Origin of the sequence: Caballeronia sp. BCC1704 (assembly GCF_902833455.1) — a bacterium.
GTDB lineage: Bacteria > Pseudomonadota > Gammaproteobacteria > Burkholderiales > Burkholderiaceae > Caballeronia.
Map to the genome: position 1 here is coordinate 1,089,317 of NZ_CADFFT010000001.1, position 17,377 is coordinate 1,106,693.

Sequence of the window (17,377 nt, forward strand, 5' to 3'; positions counted from 1 at the left end):
CTAGTTCTCGACGATCGTGACGCGATTGACTTCGGCGAGCGTCGTGCGCCCGTCCGCCACCGCGCGCAACGCGATCTGCCGGATCGGCACGAAGCCGCTGTCGAGCGCGAGCCGCTTCAGTTCCATGATCGGGCGACGTTCGACGAAGCACTGCTTGATCGCATCGTTCAGACGCAGCACCTCCGCGATCGGCTGACGCCCGAGGTAGCCCGTGCGCCGGCACATGTCGCAGCCCGCGCCGCGCCTGAAGCGCCAGTGCGCGACTTGTTCCCGGGTAAGCGCCGAGGCGCGCAGCAGCGCGTCGTCGGGCGGATCGTCGTCGCGAATGCAATGCGGGCAGTTCTTGCGCATGAGCCGTTGCGCGACCGCGCCGAGCAGGGCGTCGACGAAACTGTGCATGTCGACGCCCATGTGCAGGAAACGGTCGAGCACGGAGAACACGTTGTTCGCATGCACGGAGGTGAGCACGAGGTGTCCGGTGAGCGCCGCCTGCACCGCGATGTTCGCCGTCTCGCCGTCGCGAATCTCGCCGACGAGAATCTTGTCCGGATCGTGGCGCAGAATCGAGCGCAGCCCGCGCGCGAACGTCAGTCCTTTCTTGTCGTTGATCGGAATCTGCAGCACGCCCGCGAGTTCGTACTCCACCGGGTCTTCAATGGTGATGATCTTCTCGTCGCCGGTGTTGATCTCGGTGAGCGTGGCGTAGAGCGTCGTCGACTTCCCGGAGCCGGTCGGTCCGGTCACGAGGAGCAGGCCGTACGGCTCGCGCGCGATCTGGCGGATCGCGCTGACGATCTCCGGCTCGTGGCCGATCGAATCGAGCCGCAGCGCGCTCGCGCTCGCCTCGCCGCGCTGTTTGTCGAGCACGCGCAAGACGGCGTCCTCGCCGTGAATCGACGGCATGATGGACACCCGAAAATCGATCTCGCGCTGATTGATGATCGCCTTGAAGCGCCCGTCCTGCGGAATGCGGCGCTCGCCGATGTCGAGGTCCGCCATCACCTTCAGGCGCGAGAGCACTTGTTCCGCTGTGTCGATGCCGCTCGCGGTCGCGGTCTCCTGCAACACGCCGTCAATGCGGTATTTGATGACGAGTCCCGTCGCCGTGCTCTCGATGTGAATATCCGATGCGCGAGCCTTGAGCGCGTCGTACAGCGACGAATTGACGAGCCGTATGACCGGATGCACGTCGGCGGCGAGCGTCGCGAGCGTGATCTCGACGCCCGCATCCGCGATGGCCGCCGGCTGGCCTTCGACGCTGATCTGCGTGAGCGCCTGATGCGCCGACTCGTGCAGCGCGAGGAACGCCATCAACTCCGACGGCACGCAGAAAGCGAACGCGAACGGCTTCTTGACGCGGTTCATCGCCCAGGCGCGCAGCAGCGGATCGAAGGGATCGGCAAGCACCAGCCAGAGTTTCGCTTCCGTGCTTTGCGAATCGGCAGCGAGCACGCATTTGCGCGATACGGCGTCGCCGAAAGCGAGCAGGTCGAAGCGCGGCTCGAGCGTTTCGAGCGCGGCGGCGTCGAAGCCGCGCAGGTGCAGGATGCGCGCGACCGTCGCCAGGTAGTCGGCGGAGTCGTGCCCGGCGTCGTCCCAGACCTGTTGCTGCCGCGGGCGAGCCGGTGCGCTTGCGACCTCGTTCATGATGTCACCCCACGGCGCCGGCCAGTTGGAAGATCGGCATGTACAGCAAGAAGATGATGGTTCCGACGATGCCGCCCACCGCGAGCATCAGCACCGGCTCGACCACTCGCATCAGCGTGTCGATGGCGCGGTCGAGTTCCTCGTCGCAGAACTCGGCCGAGCGCGTCACCATGCCGGCGAGTTCGCCGCTCTGTTCGCCTACGCGAATCAGCCGCTCGGCGACGGGCGTCGTCAGGTTGGCGGCGGGCAGCGCGCCGGACAGCGGCTTGCCTGCGCGAATCTCGTCGAGCGCCTGCGACAGTGCGTTTTGCAACTGCGCGGGCAAGACTTGCGCGGCGAGTTCGAGGGACGTCACCATCGACATGCCGCCCGCGAGCAGCAGCCCGAGCGTGCGATAGAAACGCGTGAGGCCGAAGAGGCGCTGATAATCCGAGAGCTTCGGCAGGCTGAAGAGCGCCGACATCAGCCGCTCGCGCACTGCCGCGCTGCGCAGCGAGAGACCCGCGCCGACGATCGCCGCGAAGAGCGCCGCAAGCAGCACGCCGCCGTGCGCTTCCACGAGATCGCCCCACGCGAGCATCAAGCGCACCGTGAAGGGCATGTCCTTCATTGTCGCGAACACCTGGCTGAACTTGGGGATCACGTAGAAAGCCATGAAGAGGATGATCATGGCGCCCGTTCCGATGACGATGCACGGATACACCATCGACGACACGACTTTCTTGCGCACGGTGGAGAGCCGCGCGTCGTAGTGGTGATAACGTCTGAGTGCCTCGGCGAGGTGCCCTGTCTGCTCCGCCGATGCGACTGTCGCCACGTAGAGCGGCGGAAAGTGGTCCGGCTGACGTTCGAGCGCGCGTGAGAGCGGCTCGCCTTCGTAAAGCGCAGCGACGATGCCTTGCAGCACGTTCCGGTTCAGCCCTTCCTCGCTCTTGTCGCGCAGCGTTTCCACTGTTTCGACGAGGCTCAGTCCTGCTTCGAGCAACGCGATGAGTTCCTGCGTGAAGAGCGCGCGCTCGAACACGGGCTTGCGCAACGCGAAGCCGCGCTTCTTCGTGCCGAGCGGCGTGGCATCGACGAGCGAAAGACCCATCTCCGCGAGCCGCATGCGCAACTGCGCCTCGTCGTCGGCGTCGAGTTCGAGATCCTGCGGGCCGCTTTCGGTATCCACCCGGGCGCGATATCGCATGATGACCGGTGCGCTCGTCATTTGTTGACGATATCCGCGTCCTCGCCCGAGCCGCCGGGCTTGCCGTCGGCGCCGTAAGTCATCAGGTCGTAGTCCTTGCCGCCTTCGCCCGGCGAGCGATAGATGTACGGCTTGCCCCACGGATCGTTTGGAATTGCGCTGCTCATGTAAGGGCCTTCCCAGCCGGTCGCGTTGCCCACGTTGGTCATGAGTGCCGCGAGGCCGGCGTCCGTGCCCGGAAAGTGTCCGGTGTCGAGCCGGTAACGGTCGAGCGCGCTCTCGATGCCTTTCATCTGCGAGGCGGCCGTCTTGCTGCGAGCCTTGCCCACTTCGCCGAAGAGCTTGGGGCCGACATACCCCGCCAGCAGCGCGATGATGAGCAACACCACGAGCAGCTCGAGCAGCGTGAATCCGCGCTGCCGCCAGCCGGTTGCGCGATGCGCGAGCCGCGCGCGCGCAGCCGCCGCCGTCGCGCCTGCGATATTGAAAGAAGGTCCGTGCATGGCTGCTCCCGGCAGAATTCGATACGGCGCGATACATCGCGATGCGTCGCGATACATCGTCGCAATACGCGCGGCCGCCGCGTCAGTGCGTGCGAGACGCGCGCTTTGCGCGACGAATCACTTCAGTCCGTCGCTCATGATCTTCAGCAACTCAGCGTTGGGTCCGTCGCCGTCCAGTTCCCAGGCGAAGGAGCCGCGCAGGCTTTGCGCCTTGACGTAGTCCATCTTCAGCCGCACGGCAGTCGGCGAGTCGTAGGACCACCAGTTGTTGCCGTCGAACTTGTAGGACGTCTTCGCGACCGGGTGCTCGTAGAGTGTGCCCGCCGCGCTCTTCAGAATGCGGTAGTCCTGAATGCCTTCCTCGTACTTTCCCGGCGCGGGTTTCGTCGCCTTCTGATACAGACCGTTGCCGGACGGTCCCGCGCTCACGCCCGACCAACCGCGTCCGTAGAACGGGATACCGACGACGATCTTCGTGGTCGGCACGCCCGCGTTGAGCAGATTCTTCACTGCACCGTCGACGTTGTAGGTCGGCGCGTATTGGCCGGCTTTGTAGCTCGGGCTGTCCGGATCGCCATAGAGCGGCGCCTGAAAGTCCGTCGGGCCGTTCGCTTCCCAGCCGCCGTGGAAGTCGTAGGACATGATGTTGATCCAGTCGAGCGACTTGCTGTACTCGGCGGGTTCGGTCATCGCGATCTTGTCGCCGCCCGCGCCGATGGCCACGGTCAGGTAGTAGTGCTTGCCGTTCTGCGAGCCGATCGCATCCAGCTGCTTGCGGAATTCGGCGAGCAGGAGCGTGTAGTTCTTCTTGTCGTTCGGATCGACGATGTTGTAGGGCTGGCCACCGCCGCCGGGGAATTCCCAGTCGATGTCGATGCCGTCGAACACGTTCGCGCCGATGCCTTCGCCGCCCGCGTTGGAGCCGGCATCGAACGGCAGATTGCCCTTGATGTAGACATCGATACACGAGGCGACGAGTTGCTTGCGCATCGCATCGGTCGATGCCGCCTTGCCGAACCACTTCGACCACGTCCAGCCGCCGATCGAGATGATGACTTTTAAGTTCGGGTATTTGGCCTTCAACTGTTTCAGCTGGTTGAAGTTGCCTTTGAGCGGCCCCGCCTTGCCGCCGCCATAGCGCGGATCGCTTTGCGGGAAGTCCCAGCTATCGGCGGCGCCGCTGACGGCTTCGTTCGCGGAGAAGCCTTTCTGATAGTCGGCCCATGCATCGCCGCCGGTACCTGCATCCGGCGCGCTCGGATTCGACGCGCCGGGTTCTGCCTTGTTGACGATTCCGCACTCGAAACCGCCGTTCTTCTGATAGAGGTTGCCGAACGCGTAGTTGATGAACGTGAGCAGTTTCGCGGAGCCGGACGCGTCGACGTCCCTCACCCTGTAATTGCGGTCGTAGATGCCCCACTGCGCGAAGTACGCACCGATTTCACGGCCGCCGACAGGGGCGGGAGCGGGGGCCGGAGTTGGTGTCGGCGCTGGGGTCGGTGTTGGTGTTGGTGTTGGTTTTGGCGTCGGCGTCGGTGTTGGTGTTGGTGTTGGTGTTGGCGTCGGTGTTGGCGTTGGCGCTGGTGTTGGCGCTGGTGTTGGTGTTGGCGTCGGTGTTGGCGCTGGCGCTGGCGCTGGCGTTGGCGTTGGCGTTGGCGCTGGCGCTGGCGCAGGCGTCGGCGTTGGCGTCGGCGTCGAACCGCCGGAGCATGCGCCGATGTCCTGCCACACGCCATATTGCCCCGACTGTGTCGGGTTTTCGCCCTGGGTCCACCACTTGTTTTGATAGTTGCGCCCGTTGTACGTCACACGACTGCCCGCATTCGCATAAACCTGCGATGCCGACCACGCCGAGAAGCACGCCGTAGGCGTTGGCGCTGGCGTTGGCGTTGGCGTTGGCGTTGGCGTTGGCGTTGGCGCTGGCGTTGGCGCTGGCGTTGGCGTCGGCGTCGGCGTAGGCGCAGGCGTCGGCGTAGGCGCAGGCGTCGGCGCAGGCGCAGGCGCAGGCGCAGGCGCAGGCGTTCCGCCCGACGTCCCCAGGTCTTTCCACAATGTCGGCGTGGAAGACGGCGTCCACCCGGCGCCTGCATAAGCCGTGTGTGTTTGCAGCGCCTGATACGTGTGGCCGTTGTATGTGACCGTCGTGCCTGCCGGATAGGTAGCGCCTTCTTGCCACTCGGCAGCTGATGCGGGCCCCGAGTAGGCGACGAGCGCAGACAAGATCAGCGATAAAAGTTTGGATTGCTTAACAAGACGATTCATGGAACGCCCCTGCCACTTTATTCTGCGTTGTTCGTTTCGATCTTCGAGTTAGCCGTGGTGTTCGACTTGATATGCGGATCGCCGGCGCAAGATCGTGCGATGTATTGATAGCCGAACGACCTACGCTAAGCAAGTTTCAAAAGAAGAACAGGCATCGCTGGAATTCGAATCCAAGCGTCGACGCGCCACGTACCGCGCATCCGTTTATCGATTCGATCTTATGGCGAAGGCGCAGGTTGGCGGATTCGGAACACGTCGATATAGACGCGATTGCAATCGCACAACGAATCTGCGAAACGCAATCGCGCGCATGGCAAGGCGCGCTCGGTTGCGCGAATGCCGCCAAAAAAAGACCCGCGTTGCGCGGGTCATGTCACTTCCGATGCGTGGTAGATGACGGCGTTCAGAGCCCCTCGCGTGCCGCCTTGGCCGCCGCGCGCACCTGATCCGGCGCGGTGCCGCCCGGATGATTGCGGCTCGCGACCGAGCCTTCGAGCGTCAGATAGTCGAACACGTCCTCGCCGATGAGATGCGCGACGTTCGGCAGTTCGATGCGCATCGCGTCGAGCGAGAGGTCCGCGATATCGCAGCCGCGCTCGTCACAGATGCGCACCGCGTGCGCCACCGCTTCGTGCGCATCGCGAAAGGGCAGGCCGCGCTTCACGAGATAGTCCGCGAGATCGGTGGCGGTTGCGAAGCCTTGCAGCGCGGCGGCGCGCATGGCCTGCGGCTTCACCGTGATGCCCGCGGCCATTTCGGCGAAGATGCGCAGCGTGTCGGCGACCGTATCGACCGTGTCGAAGAGCGGTTCCTTGTCTTCCTGGTTGTCCTTGTTGTACGCGAGCGGCTGACCTTTCATCAGCGTGAGCAGCGCCATCAGATGCCCGTTCACCCGGCCCGTCTTGCCGCGCGCCAGTTCCGGCACGTCCGGGTTCTTCTTCTGCGGCATGATGGACGAACCGGTGCAGAAGCGGTCCGCCAGATCGATGAAGCCGACGCGCGGGCTCATCCACAGCACCAGTTCCTCGGAGAAGCGCGAGACGTGCGTCATGATGAGCGCGGCCGCCGCCGCGAATTCGATCGCGAAATCGCGGTCGGACACCGCATCGAGCGAATTGGCGCAGATGCCGTCGAAGCCGAGCGAGGCCGCCACGGCGTGACGGTCGATCGGATAGCTCGTGCCCGCGAGCGCCGCCGCGCCGAGCGGCAGCCGGTTCACGCGACGGCGGCAGTCGCGCATGCGCTCGGCATCGCGCGTGAACATCTCGACGTAGGCGAGCAGGTGATGCCCGAACGTCACCGGCTGCGCCACTTGCAGATGCGTGAAGCCGGGCATGATGGTGTCCGCGTGCTTCTCCGCCATGTCGATGAGCGCGAGGCGCAGGTCCTTCAGCAACTCGCCGATGCGGTCGATCTCGCCGCGCAGCCACAGGCGGATATCGGTCGCGACCTGATCGTTGCGCGAGCGGCCCGTGTGCAGCCGCTTGCCCGCATCGCCGATCAGCGCGGTGAGCCGCGCCTCGATGTTCAGGTGCACGTCCTCGAGATCCAGCTTCCACTCGAACTCGCCGCGCTCGATCTCGCCCTTGATCTGTGCCATGCCGCGCTCGATGGCCGCGAGGTCGTCCGCGCCGATGATCTTCTGCGCCGCGAGCATCGACGCATGCGCGAGCGAGCCTTGAATGTCGACCAGCGCGAGCCGCTTGTCGAAGAACACCGACGACGTATAGCGTTTGACGAGCTCGGACATCGGCTCGGAGAAGCGAGCCGACCAGGCTTCGCCTTTTTTGTGAAGTTGGGACGTCATGGTGTGTTTTCGGCGTTCGAGGCGTCAGAAAGACGAGAATTTTAACATTCGGGGCTACGCGTCCCCGACCAGAATCACGAGCTTCAGGTCTTCGCGATGCGCCGGCTTGAACGTGATCTGATTGAACACCACGCGCCCGCGCGACGGATGGTCGAACGCGCGCTCGCCGCCTTCGCGCTCGAACACGTCTTGCGAGGCCCAGTAGCGCGCGAAGGCATCGCTTGCGGCGCTCAACGCGTCGATCAATGCGCGCGTCGGCGGATCGTTCAGATGGCGGATGGAATCGGCGCGAAATTCGGCGGCGAGGCGCCGCGCGCGCGTTTCCCAGTCGACGATGAGCGTTCGCGCCGCCGGCGACGTGAACGTGTAACTCAAGAGATTGCGGTCATGCTCGCCGTCGAGCCAGCCGACGAAAAGGTCCGCCGCCGGCGCGTTCCAGCGCAGCGCGTTCCACTGGCGGTCGAGCACGTAGGCGGGCGCGTCGATCAGGCCGACCGTCTGCAACAGCGCGGCGGGGACGTCCTGCGCGGCGGGATCGGGCTCGGCGGGATCGCGTTGCGCGGCGAGTTCGAAGAGATACGCGCGTTCGGCGCGCGACAGTTGCAGCGCGACGGCGATGCGCGCGAGCGCGTCGGCGGAAGCGGACACCGGCCGGCCCTGCTCGATCCATGTGTACCAGGTCGGGCTCACGCCGCACAGTTGCGCGACTTCCTCGCGGCGCAGGCCGGGCGTGCGGCGGCGCGGACCCGGCGGCAAACCGACCGCGAGCGGCGACAGACGCTCGCGATGCGTGCGGATGAAATCGCCGAGCGCGCGGGCGGGCGTATCAGGGAGCGGTCCGGCGAGCGGTTCGGCGGGCTTGTTTTCGGTTCGGTTCATGCGGACTTCGGACACAAACGTCGGCGCGCGACGGGTGTTTCGGATACCAGGATAACCAGTCAACTTGTACCGGTACAAGGCGGGCTCTATTGTATCGGCAGGCCGGCGCTGCTACGACCGGTATCCGATGCACAACACGTCCACCATGCGGAGTCACGATGAAACACCACGAACAGGTCGCCGACGCCTTCGGCAGCACTGCCGCCGCGTATCTCACGAGCCAGGTCCACGCGACCGGCGCCGATTTGCAGAACCTCGCCGCGACCTGCGGCAACGCGACGGTGCTGGACATGGGCTGCGGCGCGGGTCACGCGAGCTTTGCGGTCGCGCCGCATGTGAAGCAAGTCGTGGCCTACGACATCGCGCCGCAGATGCTCGCCACCGTCGAAGCCGCCGCGAAAGAGCGCGGGCTGACGACCATCCGCACGCAGCAGGGCGCGGCCGAAACGCTGCCTTTCGACGACGCCTCGTTTCACTGGGCGATCAGCCGCATGAGCGCGCATCACTGGCGCGACGTGCCGAAGGCGCTCGCCGAAGTGCATCGCGTGCTGAAGCCGGGCGGGCGGCTCAAGTTCATCGACATCGCGGGCATCGACGATCCGCTTTTCGACACGCACATTCAGGCGATCGAAGTGCTGCGCGACGCATCGCATATCCGCGACTATCGCCCGGACGAGTGGATTGCGATGCTCGACGCCGCCGGCTTCGACGCGCGCGTGACCGAACGCTGGCGCCTTCCGCTGGAATTCGAAGCATGGGTGACGAGAATGCGCACGCCGGCCGAGCGCGTGACGGCGATCAAGTCGATGTGGACGAGCGCGCCCGAGGAAGTGCGCCAGTACTTCGGTGTGAAGGACGACTTTTCGTTCGAGCTGGACGCGTTGATGATCGAGGCAAAGCGGCGCGACTGAAGCCGCTTTGCCTGGCGGCGACCATCAGCCGGTGTTACGCAGCCCCGCCGCGATACCGTTGATGGTCAAATGAATCCCGCGCCGCAGCCGCACGTTCTGATCGCCCGCGCGGTGGCGCTTGAGCAGTTCCACCTGCAGGTGATTCAGCGGATCGAGGTACGGGAAGCGGTTCTTGATCGAACGAGCGAGCAGCGGGTTGTCGGAGAGCCGCTCGCTTCGGCCGGTGATCTCGGTGAGTACGTGACAGGTGCGCTCGTGCTCGGCCACGATCTTGTCGAACACGAGCTTGCGCAGCTTCTTGTCGCTGACGAGCTGCGCGTAACGCGACGCCACCGCGAGGTCGGTCTTCGCGAGCACCATGTCCATATTCGACAGCAGATTCTTGAAGAACGGCCAGGTCTTGTGCATCTTGCGAAGCGCGGCAAGACGCCGGGCGCGCTCGGCATCCGATCCGGCTTCATCGAGATAAGCGGTCACCGCGCTGCCGAAGCCGTACCAGCCGGTCAAGAGCAGCCGGCACTGGCCCCACGAGAAGCCCCACGGAATCGCGCGCAAATCTTCGATCTTCCGATGCTTCGGGTCTTGCAGCTTGCGCGACGCCGGCCGGCTGCCGATGTTCAGTTCCGCGATTTCCGCAATCGGCGTCGACGAGAAGAAATAATCGGTGAAGCCGGGCGTCTCGTAGACGAGCGCGCGATACGCCGACATCGCGGCATCCGAAAGCGTCTGCATCGTCGCTTCGAACTGCGGCAGTTGCGCGGGCGCGTTCTCGTGCGGCAAGAGCGTTGCTTCGAGCGTCGCGGCCACGACCGTCTCCAGATTGCGCCGTCCGATTTCCGCGTTTGCGAACTTGCTCGCGATCACTTCACCCTGCTCGGTCAGCCGAATCTGGCCGTCGACGGTGCCGGGCGGCTGCGACAGAATCGCCTGATACGTCGGACCGCCTCCGCGCCCGACCGTGCCGCCGCGCCCGTGAAAGAGCCTGAGCGTCGTCTTGCGTTCCTTGAACAGCGCGACGAGCGCCAGTTCCGCGCGATACAACTCCCAGTTCGACGTGAGAAAGCCGCCGTCCTTGTTGCTGTCCGAATAGCCGAGCATGACTTCCTGCTCTTGGCCCTGATTCTCGATCAGCTTGTCGATGCCCGGCAGCGCAAAGAATTCGCCCATGATGACGGGCGCATTGCGCAAATCCGCGATGGTTTCGAAGAGCGGAATGACCATCAGGCCGTCGCGCGCGGCGTCGTCCTTGCTGCCGAGACAGCCTTGCAGCACGCCGGTTTCCTTCTGCAGCAGCATGACTTCCAGCAGATCGCTGACGGTTTCCGTGTGCGAAATGATGTAGTTGCGCACCGCCCGCGCGCCGAACTTCTCGCGGATTTCCCGCGCTGCTTCCAGCACGCCGAGTTCGCTTTTCGCGAGATCGGAGTATTGCGCATACGGCAGGCGCAGCGGCCGCGGCTGGCCGAGCTCCTTCAGCAGCACGTCGCGCTTCTGCGCTTCGTCGAGCGACGCGTAATCGGCGACGACGCCGCCGCGCGCGAGCAGCTCCGCGACGACCGCTTCGTGGATATCCGAGCTTTGCCGCAAGTCGATGCTTGCCAGATGAAAGCCGAACACTTCGGACGCCCGCGCGAGCGGCGACAGGCGCTGCGCCGCCAGCGACGCGCCGTGGTTCTGCGCAAGCGATTCGATCAGCACATTCAGATCACGCGTGAATTCGGCGGCGTCGGCATACGGCGTCGCGCGAATCGGCGCCGCGCCGCGCCCGGCGCTGCGCACGGCCACCACGCCTTCGCCGAGCCGCACGCGCGCGCTCGCGGCGAGCCGCGTGTAAATGCCGATCAGCGCACGCCGGTACGGCTCGTCCGTGCGATGCGGCGAATGGTCAGGCGACGCATCGGCGAGCGCGAGCAGCGCATCGCTCGCTCCGGCAAGCAGATTGGACACCGACAGTTCCGCGCCGAGCTTGTGCACCTCTTCGAGATAGTGTTCGAAGATGACGGTCGCCTGCCGCGTGATGGCGGCGTCGAGCGTTTCCGCCGTGACGTTGGGGTTGCCGTCGCGGTCGCCGCCGATCCAGCTTCCCATCTGGAAGAACGGCGGCAGGCGCGTGGGCAGGCCGTGCTCGGCGAGCGCGGCTTCGATGTCGGCGTACAGCGCGGGAATCTCCGCGAGAAAAGTCGCGCGATAGTAGGAGAGCGCGTTCTCGATTTCATCGGCGACGGTCAGGCGCGCGTCGCGCAGCATGCGCGTCTGCCAGAGCGACGTCACGCGCGCACGCAGCACCGCCTCGTTCTGCGCGCGTTCGCGGGCGGTCAGTTCCTGATCGCGCTCGGCGAGCAGACGCGCGATGTCGTGTTGCGCGTCGAGGATGCTCTTGCGCTGCACTTCGGTCGGGTGCGCGGTGAGCACCGGAACGATCAGCGCGTCGTCGAAGAACTTCTGCAGCATCTTGCGCGTGGCGCTGACGTTCTTCTGCTCGCGCATGCGCTCGATGGCATAGGCGATGGTGCCCGGCTGCGGCGCCGAGCCCGCGAGCGCGTGGATGCGGCGGCGGCGGTTGTGGTGACGGTCTTCCGCGATGTTCGCGAGATGCGAGAAATAGCTGAACGCGCGCACGACGGACACCGTCTGCTCCGGCGACAAGGCACGCAGGCGCTTTTCGAGCGTCTGCGAGGCGTCCACGTCGTCCTCGCGGCGAAACTTGACGGCGGTCTGACGAATCGCCTCGACCATATCGAACACGGCGTCGCCTTCCTGCTCGCGCAGCACTTCGCCCAGCACGCGGCCGAGAAAGCGGATGTCTTCAAACAGCGGGCGGTCTTTGTCGTCGCGGGCGCGGCTCGCGGGCTTCGCGCGGTCAGCGGAATCGGCGAACTCAACGGCGGCGCTGTCATCGGCGGGCGAAGAGGCCTTCGCCTTCTTCGACGCCTTCGCCGGCTTCGGCGCTTTCACCATCACTTCGACGCCCGGCTTCTCCTGGACGGCGACGGCCGCCGTGGACGCTTTCGCGGCGCCTGCGGCCCGCGTCTTCGGAATGGAAGGCGACGCAGCCGCGATGGACGTGTCGGAGGATGAGTCGGGCGATGCGGCGTTGCGGCGCGCCGGGCGGGCCGATGCGGAAGACGTCACGTTGAGTTCCTCTCTCTGCTCTCTGATAGGCGAAGCCAGGGACCATCGGCGAAACGGCGGCCTGTGCGGCGCCGCCCGAAGCAAGTCATGCGGACCAGCAAGATGAACGTGTGCGCGGCGTCCGCGCCCGGCGCATGTGTCTCCCCATGCGCCGAGCCCGCTTCCCGGCGCTCGGAAAGGCGCGCCGGACAAGGCTCTCGCGCGCCGCCCATGCCCGAATGGACCGTGGCGTGCGTGCTACCATTGTTTGTTATTTCATCCCGTATTCGATCGAGCATCAATGAATTCCGAGACGCATTCAACGACACCGCCCGCCACGCTTGTGATCGCTTCGCGGGAGAGCCGGCTCGCGATGTGGCAAGCCGAGCATGTGCGGTGTGCGCTGCACAAATTATATCCATCTTGCGACGTCAAAATTCTCGGAATGACGACACGCGGCGATCAGATTCTGGACCGCACGCTGTCCAAGGTCGGCGGCAAGGGTCTTTTCGTGAAGGAACTGGAAGCCGCGCTCGCGGAAGGCCGCGCCGACCTCGCGGTGCATTCGCTGAAAGACGTGCCGATGCAGTTGCCCGAAGGCTTCACGCTCGGCGCCATTCTCGAACGCGAAGACCCGCGCGATGCGTTCGTGTCGCCGCATTTCGAATCGCTCGATGCCTTGCCTGCGGGCAGTGTCGTCGGCACGTCCAGCCTGCGCCGCGAAGCGATGATCCGCGCGCGCTTCCCCCATCTCGAAGTGCGGCCGCTGCGCGGAAATCTCGACACGCGTCTTGCCAAGCTCGATCGCGGCGATTACGCGGCGATCATTCTGGCGGCGGCGGGTCTGAAGCGGCTCGGCCTCGAATCGCGTATTCGCGCTTTACTCGATGAGTCCGAGAGCTTGCCGGCGGCGGGGCAGGGCGCGCTCGGCATCGAGATCCGCGCGGATCGCCCGGAACTCGCCGCGTGGCTCGCGCCGCTGCATGACGAAGCGACCGCGCTCGCCGTCGAAGCGGAACGCGCGGTGTCGCGCGCGCTCGGCGGAAGCTGCGAAGTGCCGCTCGCCGCGTTCGCGCACTGGCGCGACGGCGCGCTGTTTTTGCGCGGCGCGGTGTCGATGCCTGACGGCAAGCGCATGCTGCGCGCGGAAGAATCGGTGCGCGCGCCCGATCTGGCCGGCGCGCTTGCGCTCGGTCAGCGGGTGTCGGCCGATCTCGAAGCGCAGGGCGCGAGCGAGATCGTGAACGCGCTTTCGACCATGAGCCGCGCCGACGCGCCCAACGAGCCGCCGCCCGCGGCGAACGCATCCTGATGGCGATGATGGCGAGCGCGGTCCGCGCCACCGTCGTCATCACGCGTCCGGGCGGGCAGTCGTCGGCGCTCGTCGAGCGGCTCGCTCGCGCCGGTTTCAATGCGTTCGAGTTCCCGCTGATCGACATCGCGCCGGTCGCCGACGACGCGCCCCTTCGCGCCGCGCTCGACGAGCTGTACGCGCCCGAGCGCTACGCGCTTGTTGTGTTCGTGTCGCCGAACGCGGTCGATCATGCGTTCGGCCGCCTCTTCGCCCCGTGGCCGGCGGACGTGCCGGTGGCAGTCGTCGGCCCGGGCAGCGTCGCGGCGCTCGCGCGGCAAGGCGTGCATGCGCCGGCGCATCGCGTGATCAGCCCGTCGGAAGAAGCTGACGATCCACGTTTCGATTCCGAGGCGCTCTACGCCGCCATCGAGTCGCACTTCGGCGCGAACGGGCTCGACGGCCGGCGCGTCCTGATCGTGCGCGGCGACGGCGGGCGCGAGTGGCTCGCCGAACGGCTCGAACAGGCCGGCGCCAGGGTGACGAAGGTCGCGGCCTACCGGCGTCTGCTGCCCGAGCCGTCGATGCGAAAGTGGGAGCGCATCCACGCGCTGCTTGGCGGGGATCACGCGTGGCTGCTGACCAGTTCGGAAGGCGTGCGCAATCTGGACGAGCTCGCCCGTGAGCATCTCACCGCCGACGAGATCGCGCGGCTCAAGCACGCACGCGTCGTCTGCCCACACCCGCGCATTGCCGAAGCCGCGCGCCAAACGGGTTTTGATAGGATTACGGTGTCCGGCGCCGGCGACGAACGCATCGTGCATACGCTGGAGGCGCTGTTTCCCTACGCCTCGGCAGCGGATCAGGAGCCCGACGCGCAGGCGACGGCCGGCGCATTCTCTCGAGCGACCGACACATCGCCGGCCACGCCGCCGGCCCACCAAACGGCTCAATCACGCATGACTGACTCGAACGATTCCAAGAAAGCTTCACCTCAGCCGAACGTGACACCGCCCTTGCCGCCGAACACGCCCTTCACGCCGTATGAACAGCAGAAGCGGCGCGCCGGCGCGGGCACTGTGTTGTTGTGGTTTCTCGTCGTCATTCTGGCGGTGGCGGCGGGCGCGGGCGGCTACGCGCTGAACCGCAAAATGGACCGCAAGGAACAGGAAATGGCGCAGCGCGTCGAAGAAGCCGATGCCCAGAACGCCGCTCTGCGCGCGAAGGCCGATCAGGCGGCGAGCGCTACCTCCGCGCTCAACACGCAGCTGATCCAGTTGCAGGGCAAGCTCGCCGATGCGGAAGCGCACAGCCAGGCGTTGCAGCAGCAGTATCAGGATCTCGCGAGCAACCGCGACGACTGGACGATCGCGGAAGTCGAGCAGATTCTCTCCAGCGCAAGCCAGCAGTTGCAGTTGACCGGCAATGTCCAGCTCGCGCTCTTCGCGCTGCAAAGCGCCGACACGCGCCTCGCCGCGACGACCGGGCCGCAAGTCGTCGCGATCCGCAAGGCCATCGCGCAGGACATCGACAAGCTGAAGTCGACGCAAACCACCGACCTCACCGGTCTCGCCATCAAGCTGGACACGGCCATCGAGCAGGTCGACGGCTTGCCGCTCGCAGGCGAGGCGCCGATCGAGCGCGCGCGGGCGCAGGCCGCCGCGCCGGGCGACAGCGCGTCGATCGCGGCGGCCACCGGCGAGCCGCGCTGGAAGGTGCTGTGGCGGCAGATCACGAGCGGCATCGGACAACAGTTGTCGAGTCTCGTGTCGGTGCGGCGCATCGACAATGCGGACGCCATGCTGACCTCGCCCGATCAAGGCTACTTCGTGCGGGAGAACGTGAAGCTGCGGCTGTTGTCGGCGCGTCTGTCGCTGCTTTCGCGCAGCGAATCCACGCTGAAGTCGGATCTCGCGGCAGCGGATGCCGCGCTCGGCCGCTACTTCGATCCGTCGTCCAAAAAGGTCGCCGCCGTGCGCGATCTCGTGAAGCAGGTCGATCAGGCGTCGCTCGCGGTCGCCGTGCCGAACCTGGACGCGAGCCTTGCCGCCGTTCATCAGTTCAAGCGAGGCGGATGATGACGATTCGAGGACTCATCTGGCTCGCGCTGCTGTTCGCGGTCGCGGTGATCGTCGCGACGGTCGGCGGCTTCAACGGTGGGCAGGTATTGATCGTCGTTCCGCCGTATCGCGTGGACGTGTCGCTCAATCTGTTCGCGGTGGCGCTCGTCGTGCTGTTCATCGCGCTTTACGCGCTGATTCGGGCGGCGCGCGGCGTCTGGAAAATGCCGCAGCGCGTGGCCGCTTACCGCGCCCGCAGCCGGCTCGCGAAGGCGAACGCTTCGTTGCGCGATGCTATCGGCCACCTGTACGCCGGGCGTTTCTCGAAGGCGGAGAAGGCCGCGCGCGATGCGCTTTCCGTCGCGGAAAACCAGGGCGCGGCGGGGCTGATCGGCGCGAATGCGGCGCATCGGCTGCATGAATACGGGCGTCGCGATGAATGGCTCGCGCAGATCAGCGGCGCGGACTGGCAGGACGCGCGTCTGATGGCTACCGCCGACATGCGCGCCGATGGCCGCGACGCGGACGGCGCGCTCGTCGCGTTGACGGAAATTCAGGCGCAAGGCGGGCGGCGCATTCACGCGCAGCAGATCGCGCTGCGCGCGCAGCAGCAGTTGAAGAACTGGGCCGAAGTGCTGAAGCTCGTGCGCATGCTGGAGAAGCGCGAGGCGTTGCATCCGGCGGTCGCCGTGCGTTTGCGGCAGGTGGCGGCGGAGAATCTGCTGCGTGACCGGCGGCACAATCCGGACGCGCTGCTCGAATTCTGGCAGTCGCTCTCCGCGACGGAGCGCCAGTCGCCGCGGCTCGCGGATCTCGCCGCGGAATTGCTGATCGCGCTCGATCGCCGCGCGGAGGCGAGGAAGATCGTCGAGGAGGCGCTCGCGCATAATTGGGACGCGCGCCTGCTGCGGCGCTATCCGGATTGCGTGGTGGGCGGCGATGCGTTCCCGCTCATTCAGCGCGCCGAGGCGTGGCAGAAGGAGCGCACCGAGGACGCGGACCTGCTTTTCACGCTCGGGCGCTTGTGCCTGCATCAGCAGTTGTGGGGCAAGGCGCAGGCGTTTCTGGAGTCGGCGCTCAAACTGGCCGACAACGAGCCGCTCAAGATCCGGACGCATCGCGCGCTCGCGCGCCTGCATGAGCAACTGGGCGATACCGAGAAGGCCGCCGAGCATTATCGGGCGAGCGCGCTGGCGATGAACGTCGTCTAGGGCGTGGGTTCAGCGTGACAAGGCCGCATGCGTGCGAGCGTATGCGGCTTAGTTTTGTGGAGCGCCGAAATAGCAGTATGAGACGCGGGCGAGGACGCCCGCCGAGCTTCAATACGTCGGAACCGAAGGATCCACCTGACGCGACCACGCGTCGATGCCGCCGTACAGATTGAAGATGTTCGTGAAGCCGCGCGATTCGAGAAACATGCCAACCTGGGCGCTGCGCGCGCCGTGATGGCAGATGCAGACGATCTGCGCGTCGTCTTCCAGTTCTTCGCTGCGCGCGGGAATGTCGCGCATCGGAATGGACACGACGTTCTCCATCTTCGCGGTCTGAAGCTCCCACGGCTCGCGCACGTCGAGCAAAACGGGAGCGGGGCGAGAAGAATCCGCGAGCCACGCGGCGAGTTCGGATGCGGTCAGGTTTTGCATGGAATGGCGGGCGCGGAAGAAGTGGGCGAAGCGGACGCCGGGCGCGGGAAAGGCCCGGCGGCCCGGCGGTGAGA

At 66.0% G+C, this 17,377-nt stretch carries 12 protein-coding genes; 4 read left to right on the forward strand and 8 right to left on the reverse strand.

Going from position 1 to position 17,377, the window contains the following annotated elements; translation table 11 throughout:
• The 6 genes from HWX53_RS05065 to HWX53_RS05090 form a co-directional block, all read right to left on the reverse strand.
• Positions 1-1,647, reverse strand: coding sequence for a GspE/PulE family protein (locus HWX53_RS05065; protein ID WP_175939721.1), 1,647 nt, complete (start codon positions 1,645-1,647; stop codon positions 1-3).
• A gap of 4 nt (positions 1,648-1,651) precedes the next feature.
• Positions 1,652-2,857 (reverse strand): type II secretion system F family protein, encoded by a 1,206-nt coding sequence (locus tag HWX53_RS05070; protein WP_244140000.1) that lies wholly within the window; start codon positions 2,855-2,857, stop codon positions 1,652-1,654.
• Positions 2,854-3,339 (reverse strand): type II secretion system major pseudopilin GspG, encoded by a 486-nt coding sequence (gene gspG, locus HWX53_RS05075; RefSeq protein ID WP_244140001.1) that lies wholly within the window; start codon positions 3,337-3,339, stop codon positions 2,854-2,856. Before gspG ends, HWX53_RS05070 begins: the two co-directional genes overlap by 4 nt.
• Before the next feature lie 117 nt (positions 3,340-3,456).
• Positions 3,457-5,601 (reverse strand): glycosyl hydrolase family 18 protein, encoded by a 2,145-nt coding sequence (locus HWX53_RS27565; RefSeq protein WP_175939722.1) that lies wholly within the window; start codon positions 5,599-5,601, stop codon positions 3,457-3,459.
• Positions 5,602-6,004: 403 nt separating this feature from the next.
• Positions 6,005-7,408 (reverse strand): argininosuccinate lyase, encoded by a 1,404-nt coding sequence (gene argH / locus HWX53_RS05085; RefSeq protein ID WP_175939723.1) that lies wholly within the window; start codon positions 7,406-7,408, stop codon positions 6,005-6,007.
• A gap of 54 nt (positions 7,409-7,462) precedes the next feature.
• Positions 7,463-8,287, reverse strand: a complete 825-nt coding sequence (locus tag HWX53_RS05090) for a helix-turn-helix transcriptional regulator (protein ID WP_175939724.1) — start codon at positions 8,285-8,287, stop codon at positions 7,463-7,465.
• 158 nt (positions 8,288-8,445) lie between these two features.
• On the opposite strand from HWX53_RS05090, the gene HWX53_RS05095 reads away from it, so the two are divergent.
• Positions 8,446-9,198 carry a class I SAM-dependent methyltransferase gene (locus tag HWX53_RS05095; RefSeq protein ID WP_175939725.1) on the forward strand — a complete coding sequence of 251 codons (753 nt, stop codon included), beginning with the start codon at positions 8,446-8,448 and terminating at the stop codon, positions 9,196-9,198.
• Positions 9,199-9,222: 24 nt separating this feature from the next.
• Here the strand turns inward: HWX53_RS05095 and ppc are convergent, their stop codons facing one another.
• Positions 9,223-12,330: a phosphoenolpyruvate carboxylase gene (gene ppc / locus HWX53_RS05100; protein WP_175939726.1), complete on the reverse strand. Its 3,108-nt coding sequence runs from the start codon at positions 12,328-12,330 to the stop codon at positions 9,223-9,225.
• A gap of 280 nt (positions 12,331-12,610) precedes the next feature.
• Between ppc and hemC the strand changes: the two genes are divergently transcribed.
• From hemC to HWX53_RS05115, 3 genes are read left to right on the forward strand one after another with little or no spacing between them, the layout of a single operon-like run.
• The gene (gene hemC / locus HWX53_RS05105; protein ID WP_175939727.1) at positions 12,611-13,621 is read left to right on the forward strand and encodes a hydroxymethylbilane synthase; all 1,011 of its coding nucleotides are present in this window, start codon (positions 12,611-12,613) and stop codon (positions 13,619-13,621) included.
• Positions 13,622-13,629: 8 nt separating this feature from the next.
• Positions 13,630-15,678 (forward strand): fused uroporphyrinogen-III synthase HemD/membrane protein HemX, encoded by a 2,049-nt coding sequence (gene hemDX / locus HWX53_RS05110; protein ID WP_175940615.1) that lies wholly within the window; start codon positions 13,630-13,632, stop codon positions 15,676-15,678.
• Complete coding sequence (locus HWX53_RS05115) at positions 15,678-16,871, forward strand: heme biosynthesis protein HemY (RefSeq protein ID WP_175940616.1); 1,194 nt, start codon at positions 15,678-15,680, stop codon at positions 16,869-16,871. The genes hemDX and HWX53_RS05115 overlap by 1 nt, the downstream gene beginning before the upstream one ends.
• Positions 16,872-16,979: 108 nt before the next feature.
• Here the strand turns inward: HWX53_RS05115 and HWX53_RS05120 are convergent, their stop codons facing one another.
• Positions 16,980-17,303, reverse strand: a complete 324-nt coding sequence (locus tag HWX53_RS05120; protein WP_175939728.1) for a rhodanese-like domain-containing protein — start codon at positions 17,301-17,303, stop codon at positions 16,980-16,982.
• Positions 17,304-17,377 lie beyond the last annotated feature (74 nt).

Excerpts from the sequence above, each read along its gene's own strand:
- HWX53_RS05065 (WP_175939721.1), bottom strand. The coding sequence starts at position 1,647 with ATGAACGAGGTCGCAAGCGCACCGGCTCGCCCGCGGCAGCAACAGGTC.
- HWX53_RS05070 (WP_244140000.1), bottom strand. The coding sequence starts at position 2,857 with ATGACGAGCGCACCGGTCATCATGCGATATCGCGCCCGGGTGGATACC.
- gspG (WP_244140001.1), bottom strand. The coding sequence starts at position 3,339 with ATGCACGGACCTTCTTTCAATATCGCAGGCGCGACGGCGGCGGCTGCG.
- HWX53_RS27565 (WP_175939722.1), bottom strand. The coding sequence starts at position 5,601 with ATGAATCGTCTTGTTAAGCAATCCAAACTTTTATCGCTGATCTTGTCT.
- argH (WP_175939723.1), bottom strand. The coding sequence starts at position 7,408 with ATGACGTCCCAACTTCACAAAAAAGGCGAAGCCTGGTCGGCTCGCTTC.
- HWX53_RS05090 (WP_175939724.1), bottom strand. The coding sequence starts at position 8,287 with ATGAACCGAACCGAAAACAAGCCCGCCGAACCGCTCGCCGGACCGCTC.
- HWX53_RS05095 (WP_175939725.1), top strand. The coding sequence starts at position 8,446 with ATGAAACACCACGAACAGGTCGCCGACGCCTTCGGCAGCACTGCCGCC.
- hemC (WP_175939727.1), top strand. The coding sequence starts at position 12,611 with ATGAATTCCGAGACGCATTCAACGACACCGCCCGCCACGCTTGTGATC.
- hemDX (WP_175940615.1), top strand. The coding sequence starts at position 13,630 with ATGGCGAGCGCGGTCCGCGCCACCGTCGTCATCACGCGTCCGGGCGGG.
- HWX53_RS05115 (WP_175940616.1), top strand. The coding sequence starts at position 15,678 with ATGACGATTCGAGGACTCATCTGGCTCGCGCTGCTGTTCGCGGTCGCG.
- HWX53_RS05120 (WP_175939728.1), bottom strand. The coding sequence starts at position 17,303 with ATGCAAAACCTGACCGCATCCGAACTCGCCGCGTGGCTCGCGGATTCT.